This window comes from Renibacterium salmoninarum ATCC 33209 (assembly GCF_000018885.1).
Classification (GTDB): Bacteria; Actinomycetota; Actinomycetes; order Actinomycetales; family Micrococcaceae; genus Renibacterium; species Renibacterium salmoninarum.
In genome coordinates this window covers 1,747,611-1,772,969 of the sequence record NC_010168.1, presented here as the reverse complement: position 1 = coordinate 1,772,969, position 25,359 = coordinate 1,747,611, and the positions used below count along the sequence as shown (strand labels likewise).

Sequence of the window (25,359 nt, the reverse complement as noted above, 5' to 3'; positions counted from 1 at the left end):
CTCCGGATGCTAAATAAATACGCGCGAGGTCTGTTTGCCGCAATCTTCATGCCGATTGCCCGGCTGTTGGTTAGGTGGGGAGTTTCTCCTGACGCCGTCACCGTTGTGGGCACGCTTGGTGTGATGGCTGGTGCCTTGATCTTCTATCCGATGGGCCAGTTGTTCTGGGGCACCGTGGTCATCACCGTGTTCGTTTTTTCAGACATTATTGACGGGCTGATGGCTCGCCAACTGGATAGACCCGGTCCTTGGGGCGCCTTTCTCGATTCGTATCTGGACCGGGTGGGGGATAGCAGCGTCTTTACCGGCATCGTAATCTGGTTTTTTCTCGGCGGCGCCAATCCAACGATCGCGATTCTGGCCCTGATCTGCTTGGTGCTAAGTTCATTAGTCTCCTACAGCAAGGCGCGAGCTGAGGGCCTAGGGCTGACGGCCAATGTCGGGATTGCTGAGCGCTCAGAGCGGCTTGTGGTTGTGCTGGTAGCGACCGGACTGGTTGGCCTTGGCATACCGTCCTGGGTGCTGCTGGTGGTGCTCATTGTGCTCGCAATTGCCAGCGTGGTGACCATTTTCCAACGTGTATTGACGGTCCGTGAGCAAGCAAAAGCTTGGACAGCGAGCTAATACTGCCAATCAGGCCACGGAAAATCGTGTGGCCCTTAAAGCGTGCAGTTCCTCAAAAATTGGCCCTCTTGCTCCCTTGATCCGACTAGTATCGACGCTAGGCACGCCCTGCAGATCGGGCAGGCCAATTCATCTGAGCGAAAAAGAGGAAAAGCGTGAGCGAGTTGACGACGTCGGTTACCGGCAGCAATCGGGTCAAGCGCGGTATGGCGGAAATGCTCAAGGGCGGTGTGATCATGGATGTGGTCACCGCTGAGCAGGCGAGAATCGCCGAAGACGCCGGTGCAGTTGCGGTAATGGCTTTGGAACGAGTCCCTGCGGATATTCGCGCCCAAGGTGGCGTGTCGCGAATGAGCGATCCGGACATGATCGATTCGATCATCGCCTCGGTGTCAATCCCGGTCATGGCAAAGGCTCGAATTGGCCATTTTGTTGAGGCTCGGGTGCTGCAGTCGCTTGGCGTTGACTACATTGACGAGTCAGAGGTTTTGACCCCCGCGGATTACACCAACCACATTGATAAGTGGCAGTTCACGGTGCCGTTCGTCTGTGGTGCGACCAATCTTGGTGAGGCTTTGCGCCGGATCAATGAAGGCGCGGCGATGATCCGCTCCAAGGGTGAAGCTGGTACTGGCGACGTCTCCAATGCGACAACGCACATGCGACAGATTCGTGCTCAGATCAGCCGCCTAAGCTCGATGGCTGAAGACGAGCTTTATGTTGCCGCCAAAGAACTGCAAGCGCCTTATGACTTGGTGAAAGAAGTAGCTGAGCGCGGCTCGCTACCGGTTGTGCTTTTCACCGCGGGCGGAATCGCTACGCCGTCTGACGCTGCGATGATGATGCAGCTTGGCGCCGACGGCGTATTTGTTGGCTCGGGCATCTTCAAGTCCGGAAACCCGGCCCAGCGGGCTGCTGCGATCGTCAAAGCGACGACCTTCCACGATGACCCTGACGTGATTGCTCAGGTTTCGCGTGGCTTGGGTGAAGCCATGGTCGGCATCAATGTCGAAGAAATTCCAGAACCACACCGTTTGGCCGAGCGCGGCTGGTAAACCAGATAGCCGAGGGTTTTCTGGCTCCGTTGCGCCCCCCGGCTGGCTGCATGATCGGAAGGCCTCCAGGACATCGAATAGGCAGCCCTCCTTCGAAAGCTGTTTGTACCGAAGCCCCCAAAGCTAAAGCCTTGGGGGCTTCGTCAGTGCGATGGTCAAAACTCCTGCTGCATGCTGGCTTAGTCTCAACAGACGTTCGCACCGGTCGGGGTCCAGAGGGCTTAGAGCGCCTGGCCCCCAACAGCCCGGATCTGACAGTGCACCGCAGCGTGTGGCCTTGCCAGCACGCCATAGCTCCAGCCCAGTCTCCACCTCATGACCTCGTTGACGTCTGACTGATGACGACTTTACTGTTGATGTATACAGCAGAATCCATTGTTTTCGTGGCGAAAGCCGACGGCAGAGGAGGAATCGTCGTATGGGAGTTTTAACCTTTGGCATCAACGTCACCCTAGATGGCTGCGTTGACCACCAGGAAGGCATCGCCGATGATGAGACGCACGCTCACTTCACTCTTCTGATGGACGAGAGCGGCGCAATGCTCTGGGGGCGCATCACCTATGAGCTGATGGAGAGCTACTGGCCGGCGGTAGCCTGCGGCGACGTCGATGCGCCGGCAGCGATGCGTGAGTTGGCCCTCAAACTGGAAGCTAAGCCGAAGTACGTTGTATCGTCGACGCGCAACGACTTTCGATGGACCAACAGCCGCCATATCGCCGGAGATCTGCGCACGTCTGTGCAGGAACTCAAGGATCAGATTCCCCATGGAATCCTCGTCGGCAGCGGCAAACTTGCGACCGAGCTGGACCGACTGGGTCTGATCGACGAGTATAAGTTGCTCCTCCAACCTATGATTGCTGGCCACGGCCCCACCTTTTACCAGAGTGGCCTGCCCAGTACCCGACGCCTCAAGCTGATCTCGGCAATACCTCTCAGCAACGGCGCGGTCGCGCTGCATTATCGACGGGCTGATTGAGGTCCGTCGTCCTCTGTGAGCGAGAGGTATCTAGAATTGCCAAAGTAGAACCACAGCAAGTCGATCGCCTGTTCGGTTGCGGTCTGGACTGCTGCAACGTTCGGTTAACCCAAATGTAGCCAGTACGTCTGGCCGCGACCAATTAGCTCGAAGCCGTTTGATCGATATAACCGCTCGCCAGCTGGCGTTGAGTTTAAGACCAAGGCATCCAAGCCCTCCTGCTTTGCCCGGGCAGCCAATGCCCGCAAAACTCGCGTTCCAAGACCTTGCCGTTGGTGTTCCTGGGCGACGTACATGTCGAAGATGCCACCAAGCCCGGTGCGAACCACGTCTGAGCTAAAACCGAGCTGGGGAGCAAACAGTGTCCCGCTGGCAGCCCACTCGCCGTCGAAATCTATTTGGGCTTGCCACGCTCCCTTTGCAAGGTCTAGACCATGATGGGTCGTCAGGGGACTTTCGTCCAGCGGGATCTCGGCTACTGAGGCCGCCATCCACCAAGGTTGCCAACCGGCCTCAAAACCAAGCTGCAAAGCTTGCGGTAGGCGCACTGCAGCATTCGCCCAGATACCGACCGTTTTTACGCCTAAACGGACGGCTTCGGTAAGCGCTGGCCGCAGTCCGCTGCCCTCAGCCGATGCCGGGAACAAGCCGTAGAGACTTTGTTCATTGGGGTTCCAAGCCCAATTGATGTTGTGGGTACTAAAGATTTTTCCACCCGCCGCGACTGCGGACTGACGCAGCCATTCGGCTTGCACCAGCTCGCAGTCGCGGATGCGGACTCGCACCCCGGTCACTTTTAGTTCAGCCCACGCCGAGTGAGTAGCGGCTGAATGTTTGCATCCTGGCCTCGGAAGTTCCGGAAGGCTTGTAGCGGGTCGATTTTGTTGCCACTTGAAAGCAGCTCGCGCCGGAAATGATCGCCATTTTCCGCCGTCAAACCACCATTTTCCTTGAACCACTCGACCGTGTCAGCATCCAAAACTTCGGACCAAATGTAGGCGTAGTACCCAGCGGAATAGCCGCCGGCGAAGATGTGGCTGAAATAGCCTGTTCGGTATCTTGGCGGCAGCTGAGGCAAGTTGACGCCAGCTGCCTGCAAGGCCGCGCGCTCAAATTCCAACGGATCGCCGGGATCGGTACCCTCGGCAATATTATGCCAAGCTTGATCAAGAAGCGCGGAGCCTAAGTACTCAGTAGTCGCGAAACCTTCGCCCCACAGACTGGCTGCACGCAGTTTGTCGATAACCTCGGTGGGTAGTGCCTCATTGCTGACATGATGCCGGGCGTAATTGGCCACGACCTCGGGCCAGAGGATCCACATCTCATTGACTTGGGAGGGATATTCAACGAAATCCCGTGGCACGCTTGTGCCGGAGAATCGCGGGTACTTCACCTGAGAAAACAACCCGTGTAGCGCGTGACCGAATTCGTGGAAGCAGGTAACCACTTCATCAAAGCTAAGTAGTACGGGTTCGCCCGCAGGCGGCTTGGAGATGTTGAGATTGTTTACCACCACTGACTGCTCGTTGAAGAGTTCAGACTGTTCGACGAGCGGATTCATCCAGGCACCACCGTTCTTGGTGTCTCTGGTGAAATAGTCACCAAGGAACAGGCCAAGGCCGCTGCCATCTCGATTTTTTACTTCCCAGACTCGAACATCGGGGTGGTAGCCTTTGAGATCCTCGCGGAGCTCAAAGGCTAGTCCGTACAAGCGGTTCGCGGCGAAAAATACGCCGTCATGGAGCACCCGATCAAGTTCGAAATACGGCTTGAGGCCAGACATATCAATGTCGTAGCGGGCGGTGCGAACCTTTTCCGAGTAATACGTCCAGTCCCAGGCCTCGATCGCGTGGCCAGCTTGTTCTGCGAGAGCCGTCGCCTCGGTTTCAGCATTGCGGACCGCAGCTGGCGCCAGTTTTGCGAGCATTTCCGCAATAGCGGCAAGCGTTGGCGCGGTTTGATTAGACGTCTCGTACTCGGCGTGGTTGGCAAAGCCAACTACCTTGGCTCGCTCCGCGCGTAACATAGCCATCTTTTTCGCAGTCTGAAGGGTATCAATTCCCTTGCTATCCGAGCCGCGGCCAACCGAAGCCGTGTGCAGCTTCTGTCGAAGCTGTCGATTGTTCAGCGAAGCCAAAGCTGGTTGGCCACTTGGCAGGATCAAAGTCAAAAGAAACTCGCCCGGGTGCCCGGCCTGTTCGGCGGCTTCGGCAGCAGCTGCAATTTCGACGTCGGACAAACCATCAAGTGCTGCTCGTTCTGAAACCAGAACCGCTGCGCTGTTCAGGTTGGCCACACTGTCCTGGCCAAACTGCGTGCTCAACTTAGCAAGCTCGGTATTCAGCTCGCGGAGTCGGGTTTTGGCCGATTCCGCTAGTGCTGCGCCGCGCCGTCGAAAGTCGTCGAGATAGTCCTGGACCAGCCGGAGATCTTCGCCCGAAAGCGCACTAACGTCAATCGCGGCAAATCGTTGATAAAGCGCTGAATCCAATTGGATTGCATCCGAGTGTTCGCTGAGTTTCGGTGCAATCGTCTTTTCAATATTTTTGATCTGATCGTTCGCTTCAGCGGAGGATAAATTAAAGAAGACTCGCGCAACGCGGCCCAGTAAGGTACCCGAGCGTTCCATTGCTACGGCAGTGTTTTGAAAATCTGCTGGTTCTGGATTGTCTCGAATTGCGGCAACCTCAAGAAGGTGTTCTTCAAAGCCAGCAGTAAACGCCGGCAAAAAGTGCTCCGGCGCTATTACGCCAAAATCGGGCAGGCCGTAAGCCAACGTGCTGGATTGGAGCAGGGGATTCGTCAGCGAATCCGCAGAAGAAATAGGCATGAGTCGACTCTTTCACGCACAGCTGCCTTGGGCAATCTGCATCTAAGTGAAATGCGAGGAAAAATATCCTTTCATTTTAAGAATGCGCACCTACACTGGGACTGTTGGATTCCATTTCGCGGTTGCCGAAAGGTCTCCGCACAACGAGAGGTTCAGGCATGGCAGACAAGTTTGAGCTCTATGAAGATAAGTCCGGCGGTTTCCGTTTCCGATTGAAGGCTGGCAATGGCGAGGTCATTGCAACTTCACAGGGATATAAAACAAAGATTAAAGCGCGTTGAACGGTATCGACTCAGTCCGTCGCAATGCCGATTCGCAGGTCGTCGAAGTTCCGAAAGACGAATAGCGAGCAAGAAATAAGGCCGTGAACCACGAGGTAGTGGTTCACGGCCTTATTTTGTTACTTCTGCAGAAAAACTATCGACATGGGCGTCGTTTCGGTGCTTTGACCTTGCGGATTATCTTTGAAGATTCCTTCCAAAACATCCTTCGACAACGCTGTGTCGTGGCCCAAGGCCACCACACCCAGATCGTTTGCGTCCATGATTGCGGTTCCGGCAAAGTTCTTCGCGAACTCGGCAGGCAGCAGATCTCGGATTTTGCCGCTCAACCTGCGTGCCACGCCGTCGGGATCGATCGGAGCGTACTTTACGGAGTGCGTCGAGGTGCCCACCTGGTAACCAGCGGCCCCATCAATGGCGTTAATATTGTGCCCGACGACGTCGTAAAAGACGCCCTTCTTGCCCTGGAACTTACCGATCACCGATCGGAAAGATGCCCAAAGAATTCGGGGGAGCCCAACCTCTTCGATGGCCAATTGCATTGACCACGGGCTAGCTAACCCAATACCACCGGGGTTGCGCACCACAAACTTGCTCAAGGTCCGCGCTGCGGCGCTGACTTTGATGTCCCAGACCGGAATTGATCGGCCTTGCGTCATCGCGACGATTTTTTCACTGACAAAGAGGTACCACGGCGCATCAGCAGTGGCTGCGTTATGCTCGGCACCGGCCGCTGGCAAGCCATCAACAAAGCGTTGCACGTAGCTCAGAGTCGCCGGGTCCAGGTCGGTCTCCTTGTAGAAAATTTCGGTCCGCAAGGGGTACCGACGATACGTCTTACCGTCGGCTGGCACCGTGATCTCGAGCTGCTTATCCGCATTAGGAATGTAGTCGCTCTTGCCCTCGATGCCGACTTTGACCTCAGGCTCATCAAAGAATTCGCGCAACCAGAGCTCGGTGTTGAGTAGGCGCCAGAACACCATGGTTGAGCCGGAGGACTTGCCGCTGAGGTATTCCTCAAAGGCATAGAGCACGGCATCGCTATTCCAATAAGGACGGGCCTCGAAGGAGGAAGAGAGGAAAATCTCGTAGAGCTTTTCCTTCATGTTCACAAACCACTCGGCTTCAGGGGTGGTGAAGCCAATCTTGTTCCGGCGGTTGCTAATCATTTCCGGCAGCAAGCCACGGGTCGCATCGCGCAAAATCCGTTTGTTCCAGCCGCCCTTGATGATCGATTCATCACTCAAGCTGAAGAGAAATTTGACGACTTCCTTGTCCAGGAACGGCACGCGACCCTCGATCGAGAAGCGCATCGTGTTCTTATCCTCATAGCGCAGCACCGAGGGCAGCGATTTGTGGAAAAGATCGTCGATCAGACGCAGCTTCATATTGTCTGGAATATTGCTAAAACGCTCACTCTTATGTTGCGCCGTGAAGGATTTAGCCAGCAACGGACCAATAGTGATCTGTTTCCGCACAGTAACTGCGTCTTGCAGGCGGAAACGACCCAGCCGGAACAAAATGTCTGAGCTGGAGAGCATTTCTTTAGCTAGTTTGGCGTACTGGCCCTTTTTCTTCAGCTGACGAAGGTAAGCAAAGTAGTAAGGAATGTAACCGGCCATCATTTCATCAGCACCCTGGCCGTCCAGAAGCACCGTAACGTGTTGGGATGCCTTGCGCATCACCTGGTACTGCGCATAAGGGCCAGAGGAAATGATCGGCTCTTCCTGCGTCCGCACGAAGTCTTCTAGATCCTCAGCGAACTCGGCAGATTTCGGCTTGATCTTGTGACTAGTGACGTTTCCCTCGCAACGCGCAATTACCGCATCAGCATATTTTTCTTCGTCGTTGATCGAGTTGGGGAAAACCGCCGAGAAAGTCTGCTGGGTGCTGCCGAGCGAATCCGTAGCGGCAGCTTTTTCCTGCATGAGTTTATTGATCGTCACGACGACGGCGGAAGAGTCCAGTCCGCCGGATAGTGCTGTGCCCACCGGGACTTCAGACCGCAAACGCAGTCGCACGCTTTCGGTGAACCGCTCACGGTACTCATCGATGACGGCTTTCGAGTAAGGAGTGTCGATTTTGGCGAGCTCTTTGAGCTCTTCAGGCAGCCGCGTAAACATGCTGATGGCGTGCTCGCCGGTGCTGGTATCCAGAACCAGCTTTTCGCCAGGCATCAGTTTCAGAATGCCATCGAAGAAGGTAGCTGGTTCTTCATCGTGAATTCGGAATTGCAAGTACCGGTAAAGAATTCGCTCGTCGACCTTTTTGGCGACCTTGCCGGTAGCGAGCAGCGGTTTGATTTCTGATCCAAAGACCAGTGCGGGGGCATCTGGAGTGCCAGTATTAGCAAAATAAAGCGGCTTGATACCGAAGTGATCGCGAGCCAAGATGAGTTTCTGCTTCGCCTGATCATGGATGGCAAAGCCGAACATGCCATTGAACCGGTCGAAAGACTCTTCGCCCCACTCTTCGTAAGCCTGCAAGATAACTTCAGTATCTGAATTAGTCACAAAAGTGCGACCCAGTGCTTCTAGCTCGGCACGCAGATCTAGGTAGTTATAGACCGCGCCGTTGTAGACCAGCACCGTTTTGCCGTCCTGGCTGATCATCGGCTCTTGGCCGTGGGCTACATCGATGATCGCGAGTCGGCGGTGCGCAAAGCCCACCGAATCCTGGGTGTAAAAACCCTCACCATCAGGCCCGCGATGAGCAATAGTCGCGCTCATCGCTTTGAGCATCGCCTCGTCTTCGCCATAGCCGTAATACCCGGCAATACCGCACATGCGTTTACCTCACCTCAGAGAAAGTCCAGATTCAATCGTACTGGCTCGACGCCGTCGTACTCGCCTGACGTGCCGAGAGGCCGTGTCAGTTCTGACACTCTGCCAGGATGCTCTTCGGTATCAGCACGGGTATGATGACGTGGTGATTTCAAGGACTCCGCAATGACAATCGGCCGTACGCTGCGTGCAGGAGTGCTTGCGTTACAAGGTGATGTCCGCGAGCACCTAGCGGCCTTAGAAGCTTGCGGGGCTGAGGCTGTGCCTATTCGGCGCGCAAGCGAACTAGCCGATCTAGATGGCTTAGTGCTGCCTGGCGGCGAGTCAACGGCGATTGATCGGTTGATTCGCGCTTTTGAGCTTTCAGAGCCGTTAAAAGCGTTCATTGCCTCTGGCAAACCGGTTTACGGCTCGTGTTCAGGCATGATTTTGTTGGCCGACCGAATCGCGGATCCAGCACTTGACCGGGACGGGGCGCCACAACGCACGCTGGGCGGCCTAGACGTCACGGTGCGCCGAAATGCTTTTGGTCGGCAACGCGACTCGTTTGAAACTGAGTTGAAGTTCGACTCGTTATCGGATTCTGAACGACCGGTACACGCGGTTTTCATCCGCGCGCCATGGATCGAACAGGCCGGTTCCGAGGTGGAAGTGCTCGCCGTGGTTAGAATCGAAGGAATCGACCGTGCGGTCGCAGTCCGCTCTGGGAATTTGCTTGCTACTTCGTTTCATCCGGAAGTGTTAGTTCAAGAAAGCGAAACCTCGGAGCTTCGAGTGCACGAATTGTTAGTCAGCATGATGGCGTCGCGACTTAGTCAAGACGCTAACCAAGCTGAATCACGGAAATAGGCAAGGAAAGAAGAGATCAAGCATGTCCGGTCACTCCAAATGGGCAACGACAAAGCATAAAAAGGCCGTCATCGACGGTCGACGAGCAAAATCGTTTGCCAAGCTGATCAAAAACATCGAAGTTGCCGCTCGGGTGGGCGGACCGGATATGGCCGGTAACCCGGCGCTTGAACTCGCGGTGACCAAGGCTAAAAAGACCTCGGTGCCCAATGACAATATCGATCGCGCTATTAAGCGTGGCTCCGGTCAGCTCGGCGAAGCCATCGATTATCAAACGATCATGTACGAAGGCTATGGCCCGCAAGGTACTGCAATCTTGATCGAGTGTTTGACCGATAACAAAAATCGCGCAGCTTCAGAAGTTCGTTTGGCAGTTAGCCGTAACGGCGGGAATATGGCAGACCCTGGTTCGGTCTCCTACCTCTTTGCCCGGAAAGGCATTGTCTCGCTACCGCAAAACGAGCTCAGCGAAGACGACCTTTTGATGGCCGTGCTGGATGCCGGCGCCGAAGAGGTCAAGTCCGAAGGTGAAAACTTCGAAGTAATTTCCGAGCCGCAAGATTTGCCTGCTATTCGGTCTGCGTTGACGGAAGCCGGCATCGAATACGATACGGACGACGCGGGGTTTGTTCCGTCGATGCAGGTGGAACTAGACGTCGAGAACGCGAAGAAATTCATGCGGCTTTACGATGCGTTGGAAGATCTTGACGATGTGCAGAACGTCTACTCGAATGCCGACGTGAGCGCCGAAGTTATGGCGCAGCTCGACGAAGACTGAGCAGTTCCTTTGTGCGTGTCTTTGGAGTTGACCCAGGCCTGACCCGATGCGGCTTCGGCGTCGTCGATGTCGCGGCGAATCGCAGCGCTAGCCTGGTCGCCGTCGGCGTGATCGGTAGCAGTTCTGAACTGCCGCTTTCCCAAAGACTATTGGTGATCTCGGAGTCGATCGATCAATGGCTTGATACGCATTCACCCGATGTACTGGCTGTGGAACGCGTCTTCTCGCAGACCAACCTGTCCACCGTGATGGGCGTTGCCCAAGCCTCGGGGATTGTGATTGCCGCCGCGGCTAAGCGGGGGATTGCCGTGGCATTACACACGCCCAGCGAGGTGAAGGCTGCGGTCACGGGAAATGGCCGGGCGGACAAGATTGCCGTTACTGCCATGGTGACGAGGATCCTCAAACTCAAGGTTGCGCCGACGCCCGCTGATGCCGCTGATGCGTTGGCGCTGGCAATCACACATGCTTGGCGCAGTGGTCCAGGTTCAACGGCCGCGGCGGGCGAGCTGACGCCGGCCCGAAAGCTTTGGTTAGAAGCCGAGGCTAAAGCACGCAAAAACGTGGAGAAATCGTCCAAGCAGCGGCGCTAGTGTGCGAGTAGCTCTGCGTGGCGTTCTTGAATCGTCAGACTCACCGGATACGCTATTCGTAGATATGTTCGGATAGTTTGACGGCGAAAGTCGTATCGCATTGAGGTAGGCGCATGATCAGTTTTCTCCGCGGCCCGGTGGCACACATCGGCCTTTCTGCCGCTGTGATTGACGTTGGCGGCGTCGGCATGTTGGTACAGGCAACGCCGAAAACACTCGGCACCTTGCGCTTGGGTCAAGAGAGCACCTTGACGACGGCGATGATTGTCCGCGAAGACTCGATGACGCTCTACGGTTTTGCTGATCCGGATGAGCGCGAGGTGTTTGAGATTCTGCTAACCGTCAGCGGCATTGGACCGCGTTTAGGGTTAGCCGTGCTGGCGGTGCTTGAGCCAGAAACTATTCGAGTTGCAACCTCCACCGGTGATGGCAAGACCTTCACTAAAGTTCCTGGAATTGGGCCGAAGGTAGCTGGTCGAATAGTGCTTGAGCTGGCCGGAAAATTAGTACCGCATGGCACGGTCAACGGTGCGCCGGCGTCTCCGTCTGCTCAGTGGAAGCCTCAAGTGGTCGCAGCGATGACCAGCTTAGGTTGGAGCGAAAAGGACGCGTTGGCAAGCGTTGAAAAGGCCACGGCGGATTCGCCGGAGTTGATTTCCGATGGCAACGTGGCGGAGATCTTGCGGACCACCTTGCGATGGTTGGGCCAAGATGGTGCCCGGACAAGCGCTGGTCGACAGGTGACCGCACGTGGCTGACACCTCTGATGATTCACGGGCTTTGGTGTCCTCCGACGGCGAGCCAGAGGAGCGAATGATTGAAGCCGCGCTCCGGCCCAAAAATCTCGATGACTTTGTTGGGCAGAAGCGTGTGCGGGGCCAGCTGTCCTTGGTGCTGGAAGCATCTCGGATACGCGGTCGTAGCGCTGATCACGTGTTGCTTTCTGGCCCTCCTGGCCTAGGTAAGACAACGTTGGCGATGATTATTGCGGCAGAGATGAACGCGCCCTTGCGGATAAGTTCTGGACCAGCCATCCAGCACGCGGGGGATCTGGCCGCAATTCTTTCTTCGCTGACCGAAGGTGAAGTGCTGTTCTTAGACGAGATCCATCGGATGTCCAGGCCGGCTGAAGAGATGCTGTATATGGCCATGGAAGACTTCCGAGTGGACATTGTCGTTGGCAAAGGCGCTGGCGCAACCGCAATTCCGTTGGAGATTCCACCGTTCACCTTGGTAGGCGCCACGACTAGAGCCGGCTTACTGCCTGGCCCGCTTCGCGATAGGTTCGGCTTTACCGGACATTTGGAGTTTTACTCGGTTCCTGAGCTCGAGCTAGTACTGAGGCGCTCGGCCGGACTCTTGGACTTGAAGCTTTCTAGCGCCGGTTTTTCTGAAATCGCTGGCCGTTCGCGCGGCACACCTCGGATAGCCAATCGGCTGCTCCGTCGAGTTCGCGACTGGGCCTTGGTCAACGGTGTTCAGCAGATAGATGCACGGACGGCCTCGGCAGCATTAGAGATGTATGAAGTTGACGCGCGTGGCCTGGACCGGTTGGACCGGGCAGTTTTGCAGGCCCTTATTGGCAAATTCAATGGTGGTCCGGTGGGCCTTTCAACGCTGGCGATTGCCGTGGGCGAAGAAATGGAAACGGTCGAGACGGTCGCCGAGCCGTTCTTAGTCCGTGAAGGTCTACTTGGCCGAACGCCGCGTGGCCGAATTGCAATGCCTGCCGCTTGGGATCATCTTGGCGTGCCCAGGCCACCGGAGATGGTGTAGCTCGCTGAAGAGGCGCTGTTTGATTCCGCTGAGTTGGGCGGAAGCCTGCCTGAGTCCACTGATGAATGGTTCACTGATCGCTGATTAGCCGGATTCAACCCAATTCCGAGCAAATCTGGCTTAGACTGGTATGACGCTCGGCACAATTTACGGTGCCGAAAGTGCCCTTGATCGCTCTAAGAATGGATCCTCGCTGTGTTTTCAAGCATTCTGGCCGCCGACAATCAGCCTGCCGCGGACGGCGGTTTCAACTGGTCAATGTTGATTCTGCTGGCTCTTTTCGCCGTGGTTATCTTCTTCATGTTCCGCCGTAGCCGTGCTCAGCAAAAGACGCAGCGCGAACAGCAAGCGAAGATGGCTCCGGGTGTTCAGGTCATGACCAGCTTCGGCCTCTTCGGCACCGTGTTGTCAGTCGATGAGGCTGATAACAAAGTAACTCTGGAGCTTTCACAAGGGAACACTGCTACCGTGCACCGCCAGGCAGTGACAAAGATCATCACCGCCGTTGACGAAGAATCACCCGTCGTACCCGACGATGCTTCTTCGATCACCGGCCCGGTGAAGGAGCAGGTCAAGGAGAGCGAAAGCATCCCTTCGCCTGAAACCGCGGAAGAGACACTCGCTCGGCTGAATAAAGAAAACAGCAAGGAGCAGTAATATCCTCACTAGTGCAGCCGCCCATGCCTAAGCCTGGGCGGAGCAACTATGTCAGCTTCGGCTGAGCCCGAAGCAAGCAAGAGAAGGAACCGAGAAACTCATATGGCACGAAAAGGCCCCGCATCTGAAGCCCGCAAGGTCATCTTGTGGCTAGGTGCATTGACTGTAGTCATGGCGTTGCTGCTTACCGGCGGTTCGTTGTGGTGGGGTGCCAGCTGGGCACCCAAATTAGCTTTGGACCTTGAAGGTGGAACCCAGATGATTCTGGCCCCCAAGGTTGACGGTGGGGCTTCGATCAATGACGATCAGCTCAACCAGGCGATTTCGATTATTCGCCAGCGCGTAGACAACACCGGCGTCTCCGAAGCGCAGATCAGTACTAGCGGTTCAAACGTTGTGGTTGCGCTTCCGGGTGAGGTCAAACCGGAAACTCGGGATCTGATCAAAGCTTCGGCGAATATGAACTTCCGTTCAGTTATTGCCGCTGCGCCAGGAACGCCGACGGCGCCGGACAAGCTGACTCCAGAGGACCAGCTGCCTAAGCCGACGGCCGCGCCGACCAACGGTAGCGATCAGAACTGGGTTGATGCCGCGCTGTACAAGGAATTCGAAAGCTATTCCTGCGTCACGCCGATCACCGAACCGGATCCGCAGCAGGATCCAGCAAAGCCTTCGGTGGCCTGTGATCCTGGAACTGGCTACAAATACATTCTGGGCCCGGTAGAAGTTGCCGGAAAAGAAATTACTGATGCCAGCTACGGATTGCAGCAGGGCGCACAAGGCACCACAACGAACAAGTGGGCCGTCAACCTAGCATTCAACCAAGATGGCGCTACCAAGTTCAAAGAGGTTACTACTCGTTTGAACGGCTTCTACTTGGCTAACCAACAGGATCCCAAGGCGCAGTTCGCGATTGTTTTGGACGGCAAGATCGTATCGGCGCCCAGCTCACAAGCGGTCATCACCGATGGAAAGTCGCAGATCACCGGTAACTTCACGGAAACTAGCGCAAAATCGCTTTCGGACAAGCTTAAGTTCGGTGCACTACCGATTAGCTTTGACATTCAAAGCGAAGAGCAGATTTCGGCCACCCTCGGCACCCAGCAGCTCGAAATGGGTCTGCTTGCTGGTCTCATCGGGCTGGCTCTGGTTGTTGTCTACTCGCTGTTCCAATACCGAGCTTTGGGCTTCGTGACAGTCGCGTCACTGGTGGTTGCTGGTGTTTTGACCTACCTTGCGATCGCGGTGTTGGGCTGGTCGCAAAACTATCGTCTGTCGCTCGCGGGTGTGGCTGGTCTGATTGTGGCAATCGGTCAAACGGCGGACTCCTTCATCGTGTACTTCGAGCGAATACGTGATGAGCTTCGCGAAGGCAGAGGTCTGGTCGCGGCGGTTGAAAATGGCTGGAAGCGCGCTAAACGGACCGTGTTGGCCTCGAAGGCCGTCAACTTGTTGGCCGCAGTCGTGCTCTACTTTGTTGCGGTTGGTAACGTCCGTGGCTTTGCGTTCACCCTCGGGCTAACGGCAATTGCTGACTTGATCGTGGTCTTTATGTTCACCCACCCGACGCTGCAGCTTTTGGCGACACGGAAGTTCTTTAGTGAAGGACACCGGTTCTCTGGCCTTTCGCCAGATCGACTGGGAGCGGTGCCGCTATATCGCGGCGCTGGACGTTTCCGTAGCCCGGAAGATCGTCCTTCGGTAGCAAAGAAGAACATTGGCTCAGTTGGCGAAGCTGAGCGACGTCAAACAATCGCTGAGCGCAAGCTTGCCGAACGGGCTGGCTCGACTGAAGCTTCTCAGGACCAAGCCACGGAAGGAACCGCGGCAGATGCCAAAGTTTCCGTGAAGGCAGCAAAGGACCAGGACTAATGGCCAAGTTCACGAATTTCTCAACTTTCGGCAACGAGCTTTACACCGGAAAACGCTCGTACGACATTGTTGGTAAGCGCAAGATCTGGTTCACCATTGCCGCGGTAATGGTCTTGATCTCGATTTTGTCGCCGATCCTTCGGGGTGGCTTCAACCTGGGCATCGACTTCCGCGGTGGTAGCGAATTCACCGTTTTGAAAGTGACAAATTTGTCTGTCGATACCGGCACCAAAGCTGTTACCGACGTGGTTCCTGGTCAGTCACCCCGGGTCTCGGTGCTCTCCGGAAATGGGATTCAAGTCCAAACGGACAAACTTTCCGATGACGAGACCATCAAGGTCAAAGATTCACTGGTCAAGGCTTATGGCGTGACTAGTAGTGACGTTGCCTCAAGTTTCGTCGGCCCAACTTGGGGCGCGGACGTGACGAAACAAGCTTTGATCGGTTTGATCGTCTTTGTTGTTTTAGCCACCATCTTGATGGCGCTGTACTTCAGAACATGGAAGATGTCGCTGGCGGCTGTATTCGGCATGCTCTTCGTCCAGGTGACGACGGCCGGAATTTACTCGATTACCAACGTCGAAGTAACGCCGTCCGCGATCATCGGCTTCTTAACGATTCTGAGCTATTCGCTCTATGACATCGTGGTGGTCTTCGACAAGATTCGAGAAAACACATCGGATATTGGTACGTCAACGCGTCGAACCTTTAGCTCGGAAGTGAACCTTGCGGTGAACCAGACGTTGGTCCGGTCAATCAACACCTCGATGGTTGCGCTTCTTCCGGTTGCCTCGATTCTCTTCATCGGGTCATTCTTGCTTGGCGCCGGAACGCTTCGTGATTTGTCGCTGTCACTGTTCATCGGCATCATCATGGGCGGATTGACCACGGTCTTTATCGCTTCGCCGTTGTACGCAATGCTTCGCCAAAACGAACCTGCGTTGGCTAAGCAGGCTGAACGAGTCAAGGCTCGGATCGCCGCTGAAACAACCAAGGAAAGCGCCGCAACCGCGAGCGTCTAGCGGATTTCAGAGCATTCTTGCTGAATTTCGCACTGATTTATTGTCTCTAACTGAGTAGGGCTCGGGTCCGGCAGCTGCCGGACCCGAGCCCTACTCAGTTTTTGCCTTCCTGCCGGTTTTTGCACTGACAGCGGCAGGCATAGACTAGACGGACGCAATGTTGGACTGTTGCGCCAATCGGTTTTCATCGTAGGACCGCATATATAGTTTCTGCCGGGGAGGAGGCGTCAATGGAAGATCATCTGACTTCGACCGATCACGCCTCCGGCAACGGACAAGTAGCAGCGGGGCCAAGCGCCGAGGTGGCGGGCCCAGATCAGAGCACCGTTCAAGGCCAGGTACTTCCCGGCCGGCGGGAGCGGACTCGTTCTCGGCTTGCACGACTTACCGGACGCGGCCAGAATAGCCATTCGCCGATCCTGGAACCGCTTCTTCGCGCCGTTAGAGCAAATAACCCACGCGAAGATTTTGAGCTGATTCAGCGCGCTTATGCCACTGCGGAACGCAGCCATGAAGGGCAGAAGCGCAAAAGTGGCGATCCTTATATAACCCACCCGGTGGCAGTAGCCACGATTTTGGCCGAACTGGGCATGGCTGGAACCACGCTGGCTGCTGCGTTGCTTCATGACACAGTAGAGGACACCTCATACACACTAGAAGCGCTGACCAAGGACTTCGGCCCAGAGGTTGCCATGCTGGTGGATGGCGTCACTAAGCTCGACAAGGTCACCTTCGGTGACGCCGCGCAGTCCGAAACCGTCCGTAAAATGGTTGTGGCGATGGCCAAGGACATTCGGGTTCTGGTTATCAAGCTGGCAGACCGCCTTCACAATGCGCGGACCTGGCGTTATGTATCTCCTGAGTCTTCAGCACGTAAGGCGCGCGAGACGCTTGAGATTTTCGCTCCCTTGGCACACCGACTTGGTATGAATACCATCAAATGGGAGTTGGAAGATCTCTCCTTCGCCGCGCTTTATCCCAAGGTCTATGAAGAGATCGTGCGGATGGTTGAAGACCGCACCCCGGAGCGCGAAAAGAGCCTCGCAGTAGTTCGTTCGCAAATTAACGATGATCTGCGCGCAGCGAAGATCAAGGCGGCAATTACTGGCCGTCCGAAGCACTATTACTCGATCTACCAAAAGATGATCGTGCGAGACAAAGATTTTGACGATATCAATGACCTCATTGGCGTTAGGGTCTTAGTTGATACGGTTCGAGATTGCTATGCGGCGCTAGGTTCAATGCATGCACGTTGGTCGCCGCTGCCGGGCCGATTTAAAGACTATATTGCGATGCCGAAGTTCAATATGTACCAGTCATTGCACACCACAGTCATTGGACCTGGTGGCAAACCGGTCGAGATTCAGATTCGTACCCACGAGATGCATCAACGTGCAGAGTACGGTGTTGCGGCGCACTGGAAATATAAGAATCAAGCTGGAAAATCGGCTGTCGGGGCCAGCCCAGTGGTCAATAAAGACAGTGATTTAGGTTGGTTACGCACCTTAGTCGATTGGCAGCAAGAGACTAAGGACCCCAGCGAATTTCTCGATTCGCTTCGCTTTGAAATAAACGCCCGAGAAGTCTTTGTTTTTACCCCCAAGGGCGATGTGATGGCTTTGCCTGCGGGTTCTACGCCGGTGGACTTCGCCTATGCGGTACACACCGAAGTAGGGCACCGCACCATCGGGGCCAGAGTCAACGGCAAGCTCGTTCCGTTGAACAGTGAGCTCAACCACGGTGATTGGGTCGAAGTATTTACCTCGAAGGCTGAAGGCGCCGGGCCAAGCCAAGATTGGCAAAATTTCGTCAAGAGCGCCCGGGCACGCAACAAAATTCGGCAATGGTTTAGCAAAGAGCGTCGCGAAGAAGCCATCGATAAAGGTAAAGACCTGCTAACTCGTGCTATGCGGAAGCAAAATCTTCCGCTGCAACGCATGATGACTCACGAGGCATTACTCGGCGTTGCTGAGGACCTTCGCTATCCAGATATCTCGGCACTATATGCTGCCGTGGGGGACAGCCACGTTTCGGCAGCCAGCGTAGTGGAGAAACTGGTCGATTCGTTGGGCGGGCACGACTCGACTGAAGACGAGATCGGTGCACCAGCGCTACCAGCCGCACATCAAGCACGACCTCGGTTTTCGAACTCTGGGGTCATGGTCCATGGCCTGGGCGATGTTTTGGTTAAGCTGGCCCGATGTTGCACACCGGTGCCGCCTGACTCAATCGTCGGATTTGTCACCCGAGGTTCTGGGGTTTCTGTGCACCGCGCTGATTGCCAGAATGTTGAGCAACTCCGTGACCAGCCGGATCGCATGGTTGAAGTGGAATGGGCGCCGACTCAATCCAGTGTCTTCTTGGTGGAGATTCAAGTTGAAGCTTTAGACCGCAAGAGTCTGCTTTCAGATGTGACCAGAGTACTTTCTGAGAATCACGTGAACATCCTCGCGGCATCGGTACATACTTCAAGCGATCGATTGGCGATCTCCAAATTTGCGTTCGAAATGGGAGATCCTAAGTATCTCAACCACATTTTTAGCGCTGTGCGGCGCATTGACGGCGTCTTTGACGTCTACCGAAGTACCGGCAGCCAGCGACGCTAAGCCAGCTGCACGTTGGTCAACTGGCTAGGTTTTGGACCGGGTGGCCATTTTGAATCAGGTTATTAACACGGGCCAAGGCACGTTGCTTATGCGGTACGCGCGGCAGCGTTTCAATTGCTTGATGCACCAGGGAGAGTGGGCAGCCTAGTTCAGCTTTCTGCGTCATCAACCAGAGAATGGCGACTGGATCTGGCCAGCCTGGTGCCGTATAGGCCTGTTGAAAAGCCAAGTCAACTGCGGTCCGTAACACCGTGGTAATTCGGATTCCGGCCAGTTGCGCAACATCAAATCTTCCCAAGGTCACTTCGTGTACTTGTAAGGAGCTAAACGGCGGTAGAGCACCCGCGCGACGTTTGTGATCGATCAGTGCGGTTACTCGTGACGGACGTTCGCCGCAGCCATAGACCCAGGCCGCGCTGAAACGGCCCAGGATGACCCTATGCACCAAGTTAGCTGGAATCTCTAATGACATGGCAATTGCCCGGTGTTCGGCGTGCTGCCTCGCGCCCTTCGGGAGGTAGCCAGATCCGAAAACTCGATCTAAGACGCCGTCGATTTCCATTGCGCGCAGTTCAACGTTGCTAAACATTTGGCCTGGCGCGAGCAGATCCGCTGGACCAGCTACCGAAGAAACCTGATTTCGGCTACCGACCGCCTCAGGTGCTCGCCGGGGCCAGGGGGAGAGAGCAGGCGGCGTCATGCTTCCATCTTGCCGCGCGTTTTGGGCAACGAAAAGGCCCGCCGCCAGAATGTGGATAACCGGACGAGCGGGCCTTCTTCGGATTTCGAGACTTTCTGCCTCAGCTGGTGCTAGTTCAAGTCATCAGCAGATTTCTTGATCTGATCGAGCCAAGCCTGGCGAGCAGCCAATGCCTCTTCCGTGGACTTGATCTCCTTAGCATCGCCCTTGGTGTGAGCAGCATCAAGATCTTGTTGCAAGCCAGCAATGGAGGCTTCAAGCTGGCTCAGCGCGCTATTGGTACGAGCCTTGGCCTCAGGGTCAGAGCGCTTCCAATGATCGTCTTCTGCTTTACGGATTGCCTCTTCGACGCTACGCAGTGCCGCTTCGGTGCGTTGCATATCTGCCCGCGGCACCTTGCCAGCGTCTTCCCAGCGATCGCGAATTGTCTGCAAAGTCTTCTTGGCTGCAGCCAAATCAGAGATGGGAAGCAATGCCTTAGCTTCGATCATCAGTTGTTCCTTGACCACCAAATTAGCGCCGTACTCTTCATCGATTGCCTCATTGGCCTTTTGTCGAGCAGAGAAGAAGGCGTCTTGTGCCGCACGGAATCGCGTCCAGAGAGCGTCATCTTCCTTTTTGCTTGCGCGGGGGGCAGCTTTCCACTCGTCCATCAGGTGCCGGTATTCGCCAGCGGTGATGCCCCAGTCGGTGGAGGTCGCGAGCGCCTCAGCTTGCGCGATCAACTTCTCTTTGCTTGCTTTAGCTGCCGCATTGGTGCTGTCCAACTGCGAGAAGAAGGCGCGACGGTGCCGATCAAAGACGGTACGAGCTGAACGGAATCGCTTCCAGAGCGCTTCTTCCGTGGCTCGACCCAGACGCATTCCGTCTTTTTGTGCGGTTTTCCAGCTCTCAAAGAGCTCGTTCATGCGCGTGCTGCCAGTCTTCCACTGCATCGTGGCTGGATCCTGGGCTGAGATCTCTTCAGCCTCTGCAACTATCGCTTCGCGTGCAGCAAGCTCGACGGCTCGAGCGGCGTCGTGCTCGGCGCGTTCGGACTGCTGCAAGGCTTTGATCGCCTTCTCCAACGCATCCAAGCGACTCTGTGCAGTGAGTACATCGCCTACCGCATTGCGTTCGGCCAGCTGTTCGCGCACATGACCAATGGTCTTGTTCATGTCTGCGCTGGGGGCCTTGGCCTCAACGCGCTGCTCCAGCAGCGTGATCTGCGCCAGGATATCGTCAAACTTGCGCACAAAGTAGGACAGCGCTTCGTCTTTGCTCGCGCCAGGGTATTGGCCAACGGGAATTTCTTCCTCGCCAATGATCAAGAAGACGTGCCCGTCTTCTTCTGCCTGGCCGTATTTCACAGCTTCACTCAACGGAGTGCTGGGCACCAGGGGCGCTACCGGCGTTGGCTGGGACAGCGCTGCGGGGTTGGTTACCGGCAGTGCTGGTTTGGGACGTGAGGCGAAGGCAGCTGGTGTCGGAGCCGGAGAGGGCGTAGGTGTAGCCGTTACCGGCTTTTCTACTACTTCCTCGCTGGTCTCATTGAGGTTTGCTGTTTCGTCGGATTCTTGACGTTCGGTCACCGCTAGAACTCTTTCCATCAGACGGGCATCAGTTGAGCGTAAATGAGTCTATCGTGACCGGCGTCGTTGGTGGGCCGTCGGTCTTACCGCCACTCACTCCGGCAGCAGCAATTTGGTTCACAACATCGATCCCATTTGTCACCTTACCGACGACGGCGTAGCCGCCAGCACTGTCGGAAGGGATGGTCGAATCTTTATAAGTGATGAAGAATTGGGTCCCGTTGCTGTTCGCGTTATCTCCCGCGCGGGCCACTGCGATGGTGCCTGCGGGGTAAATGTTGTCAGCCGGCGCATTTTCGACTGGTCCCCAGGTGAAAGTGGGTACGCCGCCGCCTTTTCCATCAGCCGAGCCGCACTGCAGAACAAAAATTCCCTCAGTAGTGAGACGATGGCAGGTCTTGTTGGCAAAGAAGCCGGAATCAGCCAGAGTCTTGAATACTGCGGCTGCCTGTGGTGCCTTAGTACCATCAAGCTCGACGCTCAACGGTTGCTTGTTCAGATCTAGCGTCCCGGTAAAGGTTTTGCCAGCCGCGACCGAAGGGTTTGGCGCCGGCGGAAGCGAAACGCTGGGCGATGAACTCGCCGAAGGGCTAGCACTGGGCGTCTCTTTCAGGCCAGCCTGTGCAGCGTCGTATTGAGCTGGCGTCGGGTTAGTCGAAAAAACGGTCAATTGCAGCACTACAGCCAAGGCAATCAACAGCACAGCAACTACGGCGCCGATCACGTTATCGCGCAAACGGCGCTTGCCTTGTGCTTCGCGCAAGACGCGCTTGGCTTCCATCTGGGCGACGCGCTTTTTACTTTCGCGCGCGTCCCTCTTGCTCGCAACCAACTGCTGCTCCTCGCCGTTGTGGGGGATGAACTGGGCAAACCTGGGTTCTGCGGTCAGCGCCAGCTGGATAAACTGATAGCCGCAGACAGTTTACTCATCTCACCATTTGTTCATGCTGTCTTGTGAGAACCTTAGTAGATTCCCGGTTCATATCCATGAATCTGCATGTCGTAACGATTCAGTGGCGCACAAAAGCGTCGCGAAGGAGTAAGAGTCCGATGGCCCGTAAAGCGTCTTTATCCGGTTTTCCTGAGCTACTTCCTCAGGAGCGGATGATTGAGCAGCACGTGAGCGACACTTTACGAAAAGTTTTCGAGCTGCACGGCTTCGCTTCGATTGAAACACGGGCTGTCGAGACCGTGGCGCAGCTCTTGCGGAAGGGTGAGATCGACAAAGAGGTTTACGCGGTCTCTAGACTTCAGGCCGAGGATGGAGCGCAAGATTCTGGCTTGGCATTGCACTTCGATCTGACGGTGCCGTTTTCCCGTTACGTGGTAGAAAACGCGGGCTATTTAGCCTTCCCTTTCCGCCGGTATCAGATCCAAAAAGCCTGGCGTGGCGAGCGTCCTCAAGAGGGTCGGCAGCGAGAATTTTTGCAGGCAGACTTTGATGTCGTGGGCGACGGCGAACTCTCCTCCCGCTACGACGTCGAAATTGTTTTGGTGGCGGCCGCAGCCCTATCTGCTTTGCCGATTCTGGAATTCAAACTTCGAGTCAACAATCGCAAACTCGCCGAAGGCTTTTATCGAGGCCTGGGTCTGGCTGACACCACTGGCGTCCTACGAAGCATTGATAAGTTGGAAAAAATTGGTGCCGAAGCGGTGGCTACTTTGCTCCGCGACGAGCTTGGTGCAACTGAAGAACAGGCTCGCGCTGCGCTGGAATTGGCCCAGATCCGCACTGAGGACTTGAGCTTTGTGGACAAAGTGCGTGCGCTTGGCGTGCAAGATGACCTTCTTGAAGAAGGGCTGACAGAGCTCACCGAAGTGCTAACTGCCGCGATGAAACAGGCTCCGGGCACCGTGGTTGCCGATCTGTCTATTGCTCGCGGGCTGGACTATTACACCGGTACCGTGATCGAAACTGTTTTAGTTGGGCACGAGGCTTTGGGCTCAATTTGTTCCGGCGGTCGGTACGATGCGCTGGCCCGAAAAGGAAATCGCACTTTCCCCGGCGTCGGGCTTTCAATTGGTGTCAGCCGCTTAGTCGCTCGCTTGCTCAGCCAAGAGTTCGTCACCGCATCGCGCTCAGTTCCGACGGCGGTCTACATTGCGTTGAACTCGGATCACGATTGGTCGGCAGCGCAGGAAGTGGCTGCAGGTTTGCGCGCACGGGGGATCGCCACGGAGGTTGCAGTCGCCGCTGAGAAATTTGGTAAGCAAATCAAGTTTGCGGACCGTCGGGGGATTCCGTTCGTCTGGTTTATCGGTGAAGACGGCAGCCACGAGGTCAAGGACATTCGCAGCGGTGAGCAAGTAGCCGCTGACCCGCTGAGTTGGTCGCCGCCGTCCGCCGATTTGACTGTTCAAATCCAACGAGCGGAACAGCTCACGCGGGACGCCTAGCCAGCGGGATCTTCCGGTGGTCGCGGCGGGCATGAGCTACCGGTAAACTCGGGGAGTAATGCGGAACGCCAGCGGCGGACGTGCATTTCTTCATTCAACCATTGAAAGGACCGATGTGCTGCGCACTCATGACCTTGGCAGCTTGAACGCCGAGTTGATTGGCCAAACCGTGACTTTAACCGGTTGGGTTGCTCGCCGTCGAGATCACGGAGGAGTGGCATTCCTAGACTTGCGCGATGCTTCCGGCGTCGCTCAGATCGTGGTGCGTGACGAAAAGGACTTCGGCTCACTTCGCAATGAATTTGTGCTGCAAATGACGGGGTCCGTGGAACGCCGTCCTGAAGGCAACGAGAATCCCGCCCTGGCTACTGGCGAAATTGAAGTTGTGGCTGAGACAGTCGTGGTGCTGAACGAATCTGCACCATTGCCATTCCAAATTGATGAGCACGGCGATGTTGGTGAAGAAGCCCGCCTGCGGCACCGCTATCTCGATCTGCGCCGCGCGCCAATGGCACACAACTTGAAACTTCGCTCTGAAGTAAACCGGGTTGCTCGCAATTTGCTACACGATGAGGGTTTCGTGGAAATTGAAACCCCAACGATGACGCTGTCCACGCCCGGTGGCGCACGTGACTTCGTCGTACCAGCGCGATTGGCACCGGGGAATGGGTATGGCCTTGCGCAGTCGCCTCAACTCTTCAAGCAGCTGCTGCAAGTAGGTGGCTTCGAAAAGTATTATCAGATTGCCCGTTGCTACCGCGATGAAGACTTCCGTGCTGACCGGCAACCAGAATTCACCCAACTCGATATTGAAGCTAGCTTTGTCGAGGAAGAAGACATTCTGGCCTTGGGCGAGCGAATTGTTTCTGCACTTTGGAAACTGATTGACTTTGAGATCCCGTTGCCCATCCAACGGATGCCCTATTGGGAGGCGATGGCGCGCTTTGGCTCAGATAAGCCGGACCTGCGCTTTGGCCAGGAGCTAACGGACCTTACCGAGTACTTCAAGGACACGACCTTCCGCGTCTTCCAGGCTGCCTACGTGGGCGCGGTGGTAATGCCCTGCGGTGCCTCGCAACCGCGTCGCACCTTGGACGGTTGGCAAGAGTGGGCCAAACAACGTGGCGCTAAGGGCCTGGCCTATGTGCTTATTCAGGAGGACGGTGAGCTGACCGGACCGGTAGCGAAAAACCTCTCTGAGGCGGAAAAAGCTGGTCTAGCTGAGAAAGTCGGTGCGAAACCGGGCGACTGTGTGTTCTTTGGTGCCGGCGAACGCGACGATGCCTGGTCGATTCTTGGTGCTACCCGCGTGGAGATCGGGCATCGAACGGGACTCATTGATCCGAAGGCATTTGCCTTCGTCTGGATCGTGGATGCACCGATGTTCGAATCGGCCGCCGCTGCTAAGGCATCTGGCGACACTACGGTGGGCGCTGGTGACTGGACTGCTTTGCATCACGCGTTCACCTCGCCCAAAGCCGAATTCATGGAGAACTTCGATCAGGATCCGGCCGCCGCGTTAGCCTACGCTTACGACATTGTGTGTAACGGCAATGAAATTGGTGGCGGATCCATTCGTATTCACCGCAAGGACATTCAGGAACGCGTCTTTGCCTTGATGGGGCTGGATGAAACACAACAGCAGGAGACCTTCGGGTTCCTGCTGGAGGGCTTCAAATACGGTGCGCCTCCACACGGAGGAATCGCCTTAGGCTGGGACCGTACGGTGGCGCTATTGGCCGGCGTCGAATCGATCCGCGACGTAATTGCGTTTCCGAAGTCCGGCGGCGGCTTCGACCCGCTGACCGGTGCGCCCGCGCCCATTACCCCGCAGCAGCGCAAAGAAGCAGGTATCGACGCGGTTGCTAAAGTGACGGCTCCAGCTGCCGATTCGGCCTCAGCGGAATCCTAGGTCCCGGAATCTAACTTTTGGTCGTAGATATTGCCGCCCTTGACAGTGAAGTTTTGAGTCAAAGGCGGCAATATGCG

General features: G+C 55.9%; 21 protein-coding genes. 15 read left to right on the top strand and 6 right to left on the bottom strand.

Going from position 1 to position 25,359, the window contains the following annotated elements; genetic code table 11:
• Positions 1–6: 6 nt before the first annotated feature.
• The 3 genes from pgsA to RSAL33209_RS08875 all read left to right on the top strand — a co-directional run bounded on the left by pgsA (position 7) and on the right by RSAL33209_RS08875 (position 2,655).
• A complete protein-coding gene (pgsA, locus tag RSAL33209_RS08885) occupies positions 7–624 on the top strand; it encodes a phosphatidylinositol phosphate synthase (RefSeq protein ID WP_012245413.1) in 618 nt (205 codons plus the stop codon).
• Positions 625–779: 155 nt separating this feature from the next.
• On the top strand, positions 780–1,679 hold the full coding sequence (gene pdxS / locus RSAL33209_RS08880) for a pyridoxal 5'-phosphate synthase lyase subunit PdxS (protein WP_012245412.1): 900 nt from the start codon (positions 780–782) through the stop codon (positions 1,677–1,679).
• 418 nt (positions 1,680–2,097) lie between these two features.
• Positions 2,098–2,655 (top strand): dihydrofolate reductase family protein, encoded by a 558-nt coding sequence (locus tag RSAL33209_RS08875; RefSeq protein WP_012245411.1) that lies wholly within the window; start codon positions 2,098–2,100, stop codon positions 2,653–2,655.
• Positions 2,656–2,759: 104 nt separating this feature from the next.
• Here RSAL33209_RS08875 and RSAL33209_RS08870 read toward each other — a convergent pair whose 3' ends face one another.
• Positions 2,760–3,440, bottom strand: a complete 681-nt coding sequence (locus tag RSAL33209_RS08870; protein WP_145962063.1) for a GNAT family N-acetyltransferase — start codon at positions 3,438–3,440, stop codon at positions 2,760–2,762.
• Positions 3,441–3,451: 11 nt separating this feature from the next.
• A complete protein-coding gene (locus RSAL33209_RS08865) occupies positions 3,452–5,485 on the bottom strand; it encodes a M3 family metallopeptidase (protein ID WP_012245409.1) in 2,034 nt (677 codons plus the stop codon).
• 158 nt (positions 5,486–5,643) lie between these two features.
• Here RSAL33209_RS08865 and RSAL33209_RS08860 point away from each other — a divergent pair, with 158 nt between their 5' ends.
• Positions 5,644–5,766, top strand: coding sequence for a YegP family protein (locus RSAL33209_RS08860; protein ID WP_233494162.1), 123 nt, complete (start codon positions 5,644–5,646; stop codon positions 5,764–5,766).
• Between the two features lie 119 nt (positions 5,767–5,885).
• On the opposite strand, the gene asnB is transcribed toward RSAL33209_RS08860, so the two are convergent.
• Positions 5,886–8,552 carry an asparagine synthase (glutamine-hydrolyzing) gene (asnB, locus tag RSAL33209_RS08855; protein ID WP_012245407.1) on the bottom strand — a complete coding sequence of 889 codons (2,667 nt, stop codon included), beginning with the start codon at positions 8,550–8,552 and terminating at the stop codon, positions 5,886–5,888.
• 162 nt (positions 8,553–8,714) lie between these two features.
• Here asnB and pdxT point away from each other — a divergent pair, with 162 nt between their 5' ends.
• The 9 genes from pdxT (at position 8,715) to RSAL33209_RS08810 (ending at position 18,702) form a co-directional block, all read left to right on the top strand.
• Positions 8,715–9,398 (top strand): pyridoxal 5'-phosphate synthase glutaminase subunit PdxT, encoded by a 684-nt coding sequence (pdxT, locus tag RSAL33209_RS08850; protein WP_012245406.1) that lies wholly within the window; start codon positions 8,715–8,717, stop codon positions 9,396–9,398.
• A gap of 22 nt (positions 9,399–9,420) precedes the next feature.
• Complete coding sequence (locus RSAL33209_RS08845; protein ID WP_012245405.1) at positions 9,421–10,176, top strand: YebC/PmpR family DNA-binding transcriptional regulator; 756 nt, start codon at positions 9,421–9,423, stop codon at positions 10,174–10,176.
• An 11-nt stretch (positions 10,177–10,187) separates the two neighbouring features.
• Positions 10,188–10,769, top strand: a complete 582-nt coding sequence (gene ruvC / locus RSAL33209_RS08840; protein WP_012245404.1) for a crossover junction endodeoxyribonuclease RuvC — start codon at positions 10,188–10,190, stop codon at positions 10,767–10,769.
• A gap of 113 nt (positions 10,770–10,882) precedes the next feature.
• A complete protein-coding gene (ruvA, locus tag RSAL33209_RS08835) occupies positions 10,883–11,527 on the top strand; it encodes a Holliday junction branch migration protein RuvA (RefSeq protein WP_012245403.1) in 645 nt (214 codons plus the stop codon).
• A gap of 55 nt (positions 11,528–11,582) precedes the next feature.
• The gene (gene ruvB, locus RSAL33209_RS08830) at positions 11,583–12,545 is read left to right on the top strand and encodes a Holliday junction branch migration DNA helicase RuvB (protein ID WP_411740997.1); all 963 of its coding nucleotides are present in this window, start codon (positions 11,583–11,585) and stop codon (positions 12,543–12,545) included.
• Between the two features lie 195 nt (positions 12,546–12,740).
• Positions 12,741–13,202, top strand: a complete 462-nt coding sequence (gene yajC / locus RSAL33209_RS08825; protein ID WP_012245401.1) for a preprotein translocase subunit YajC — start codon at positions 12,741–12,743, stop codon at positions 13,200–13,202.
• A 102-nt stretch (positions 13,203–13,304) separates the two neighbouring features.
• Positions 13,305–15,074 (top strand): protein translocase subunit SecD, encoded by a 1,770-nt coding sequence (secD, locus tag RSAL33209_RS08820; protein ID WP_049758941.1) that lies wholly within the window; start codon positions 13,305–13,307, stop codon positions 15,072–15,074.
• Positions 15,074–16,096 (top strand): protein translocase subunit SecF, encoded by a 1,023-nt coding sequence (gene secF, locus RSAL33209_RS08815; RefSeq protein ID WP_012245399.1) that lies wholly within the window; start codon positions 15,074–15,076, stop codon positions 16,094–16,096. The genes secD and secF overlap by 1 nt, the downstream gene beginning before the upstream one ends.
• Before the next feature lie 230 nt (positions 16,097–16,326).
• Positions 16,327–18,702 carry a RelA/SpoT family protein gene (locus RSAL33209_RS08810; protein WP_012245398.1) on the top strand — a complete coding sequence of 792 codons (2,376 nt, stop codon included), beginning with the start codon at positions 16,327–16,329 and terminating at the stop codon, positions 18,700–18,702.
• Between the two features lie 16 nt (positions 18,703–18,718).
• Here the strand turns inward: RSAL33209_RS08810 and RSAL33209_RS08805 are convergent, their stop codons facing one another.
• The 3 genes from RSAL33209_RS08805 to RSAL33209_RS08795 all read right to left on the bottom strand — a co-directional run bounded on the left by RSAL33209_RS08805 (position 18,719) and on the right by RSAL33209_RS08795 (position 21,805).
• Positions 18,719–19,402 carry a hypothetical protein gene (locus RSAL33209_RS08805; protein ID WP_012245397.1) on the bottom strand — a complete coding sequence of 228 codons (684 nt, stop codon included), beginning with the start codon at positions 19,400–19,402 and terminating at the stop codon, positions 18,719–18,721.
• 110 nt (positions 19,403–19,512) lie between these two features.
• Positions 19,513–20,991 (bottom strand): DUF349 domain-containing protein, encoded by a 1,479-nt coding sequence (locus RSAL33209_RS08800; protein WP_012245396.1) that lies wholly within the window; start codon positions 20,989–20,991, stop codon positions 19,513–19,515.
• Positions 20,992–21,001: 10 nt separating this feature from the next.
• Complete coding sequence (locus RSAL33209_RS08795) at positions 21,002–21,805, bottom strand: peptidylprolyl isomerase (protein ID WP_012245395.1); 804 nt, start codon at positions 21,803–21,805, stop codon at positions 21,002–21,004.
• 218 nt (positions 21,806–22,023) lie between these two features.
• Here RSAL33209_RS08795 and hisS point away from each other — a divergent pair, with 218 nt between their 5' ends.
• Both hisS and aspS read left to right on the top strand, forming a co-directional pair.
• Positions 22,024–23,370: a histidine--tRNA ligase gene (gene hisS, locus RSAL33209_RS08790; RefSeq protein ID WP_041684621.1), complete on the top strand. Its 1,347-nt coding sequence runs from the start codon at positions 22,024–22,026 to the stop codon at positions 23,368–23,370.
• Positions 23,371–23,485: 115 nt separating this feature from the next.
• A complete protein-coding gene (gene aspS / locus RSAL33209_RS08785; RefSeq protein WP_041685482.1) occupies positions 23,486–25,282 on the top strand; it encodes an aspartate--tRNA ligase in 1,797 nt (598 codons plus the stop codon).
• The last annotated feature ends 77 nt before the right edge of the window (positions 25,283–25,359 follow it).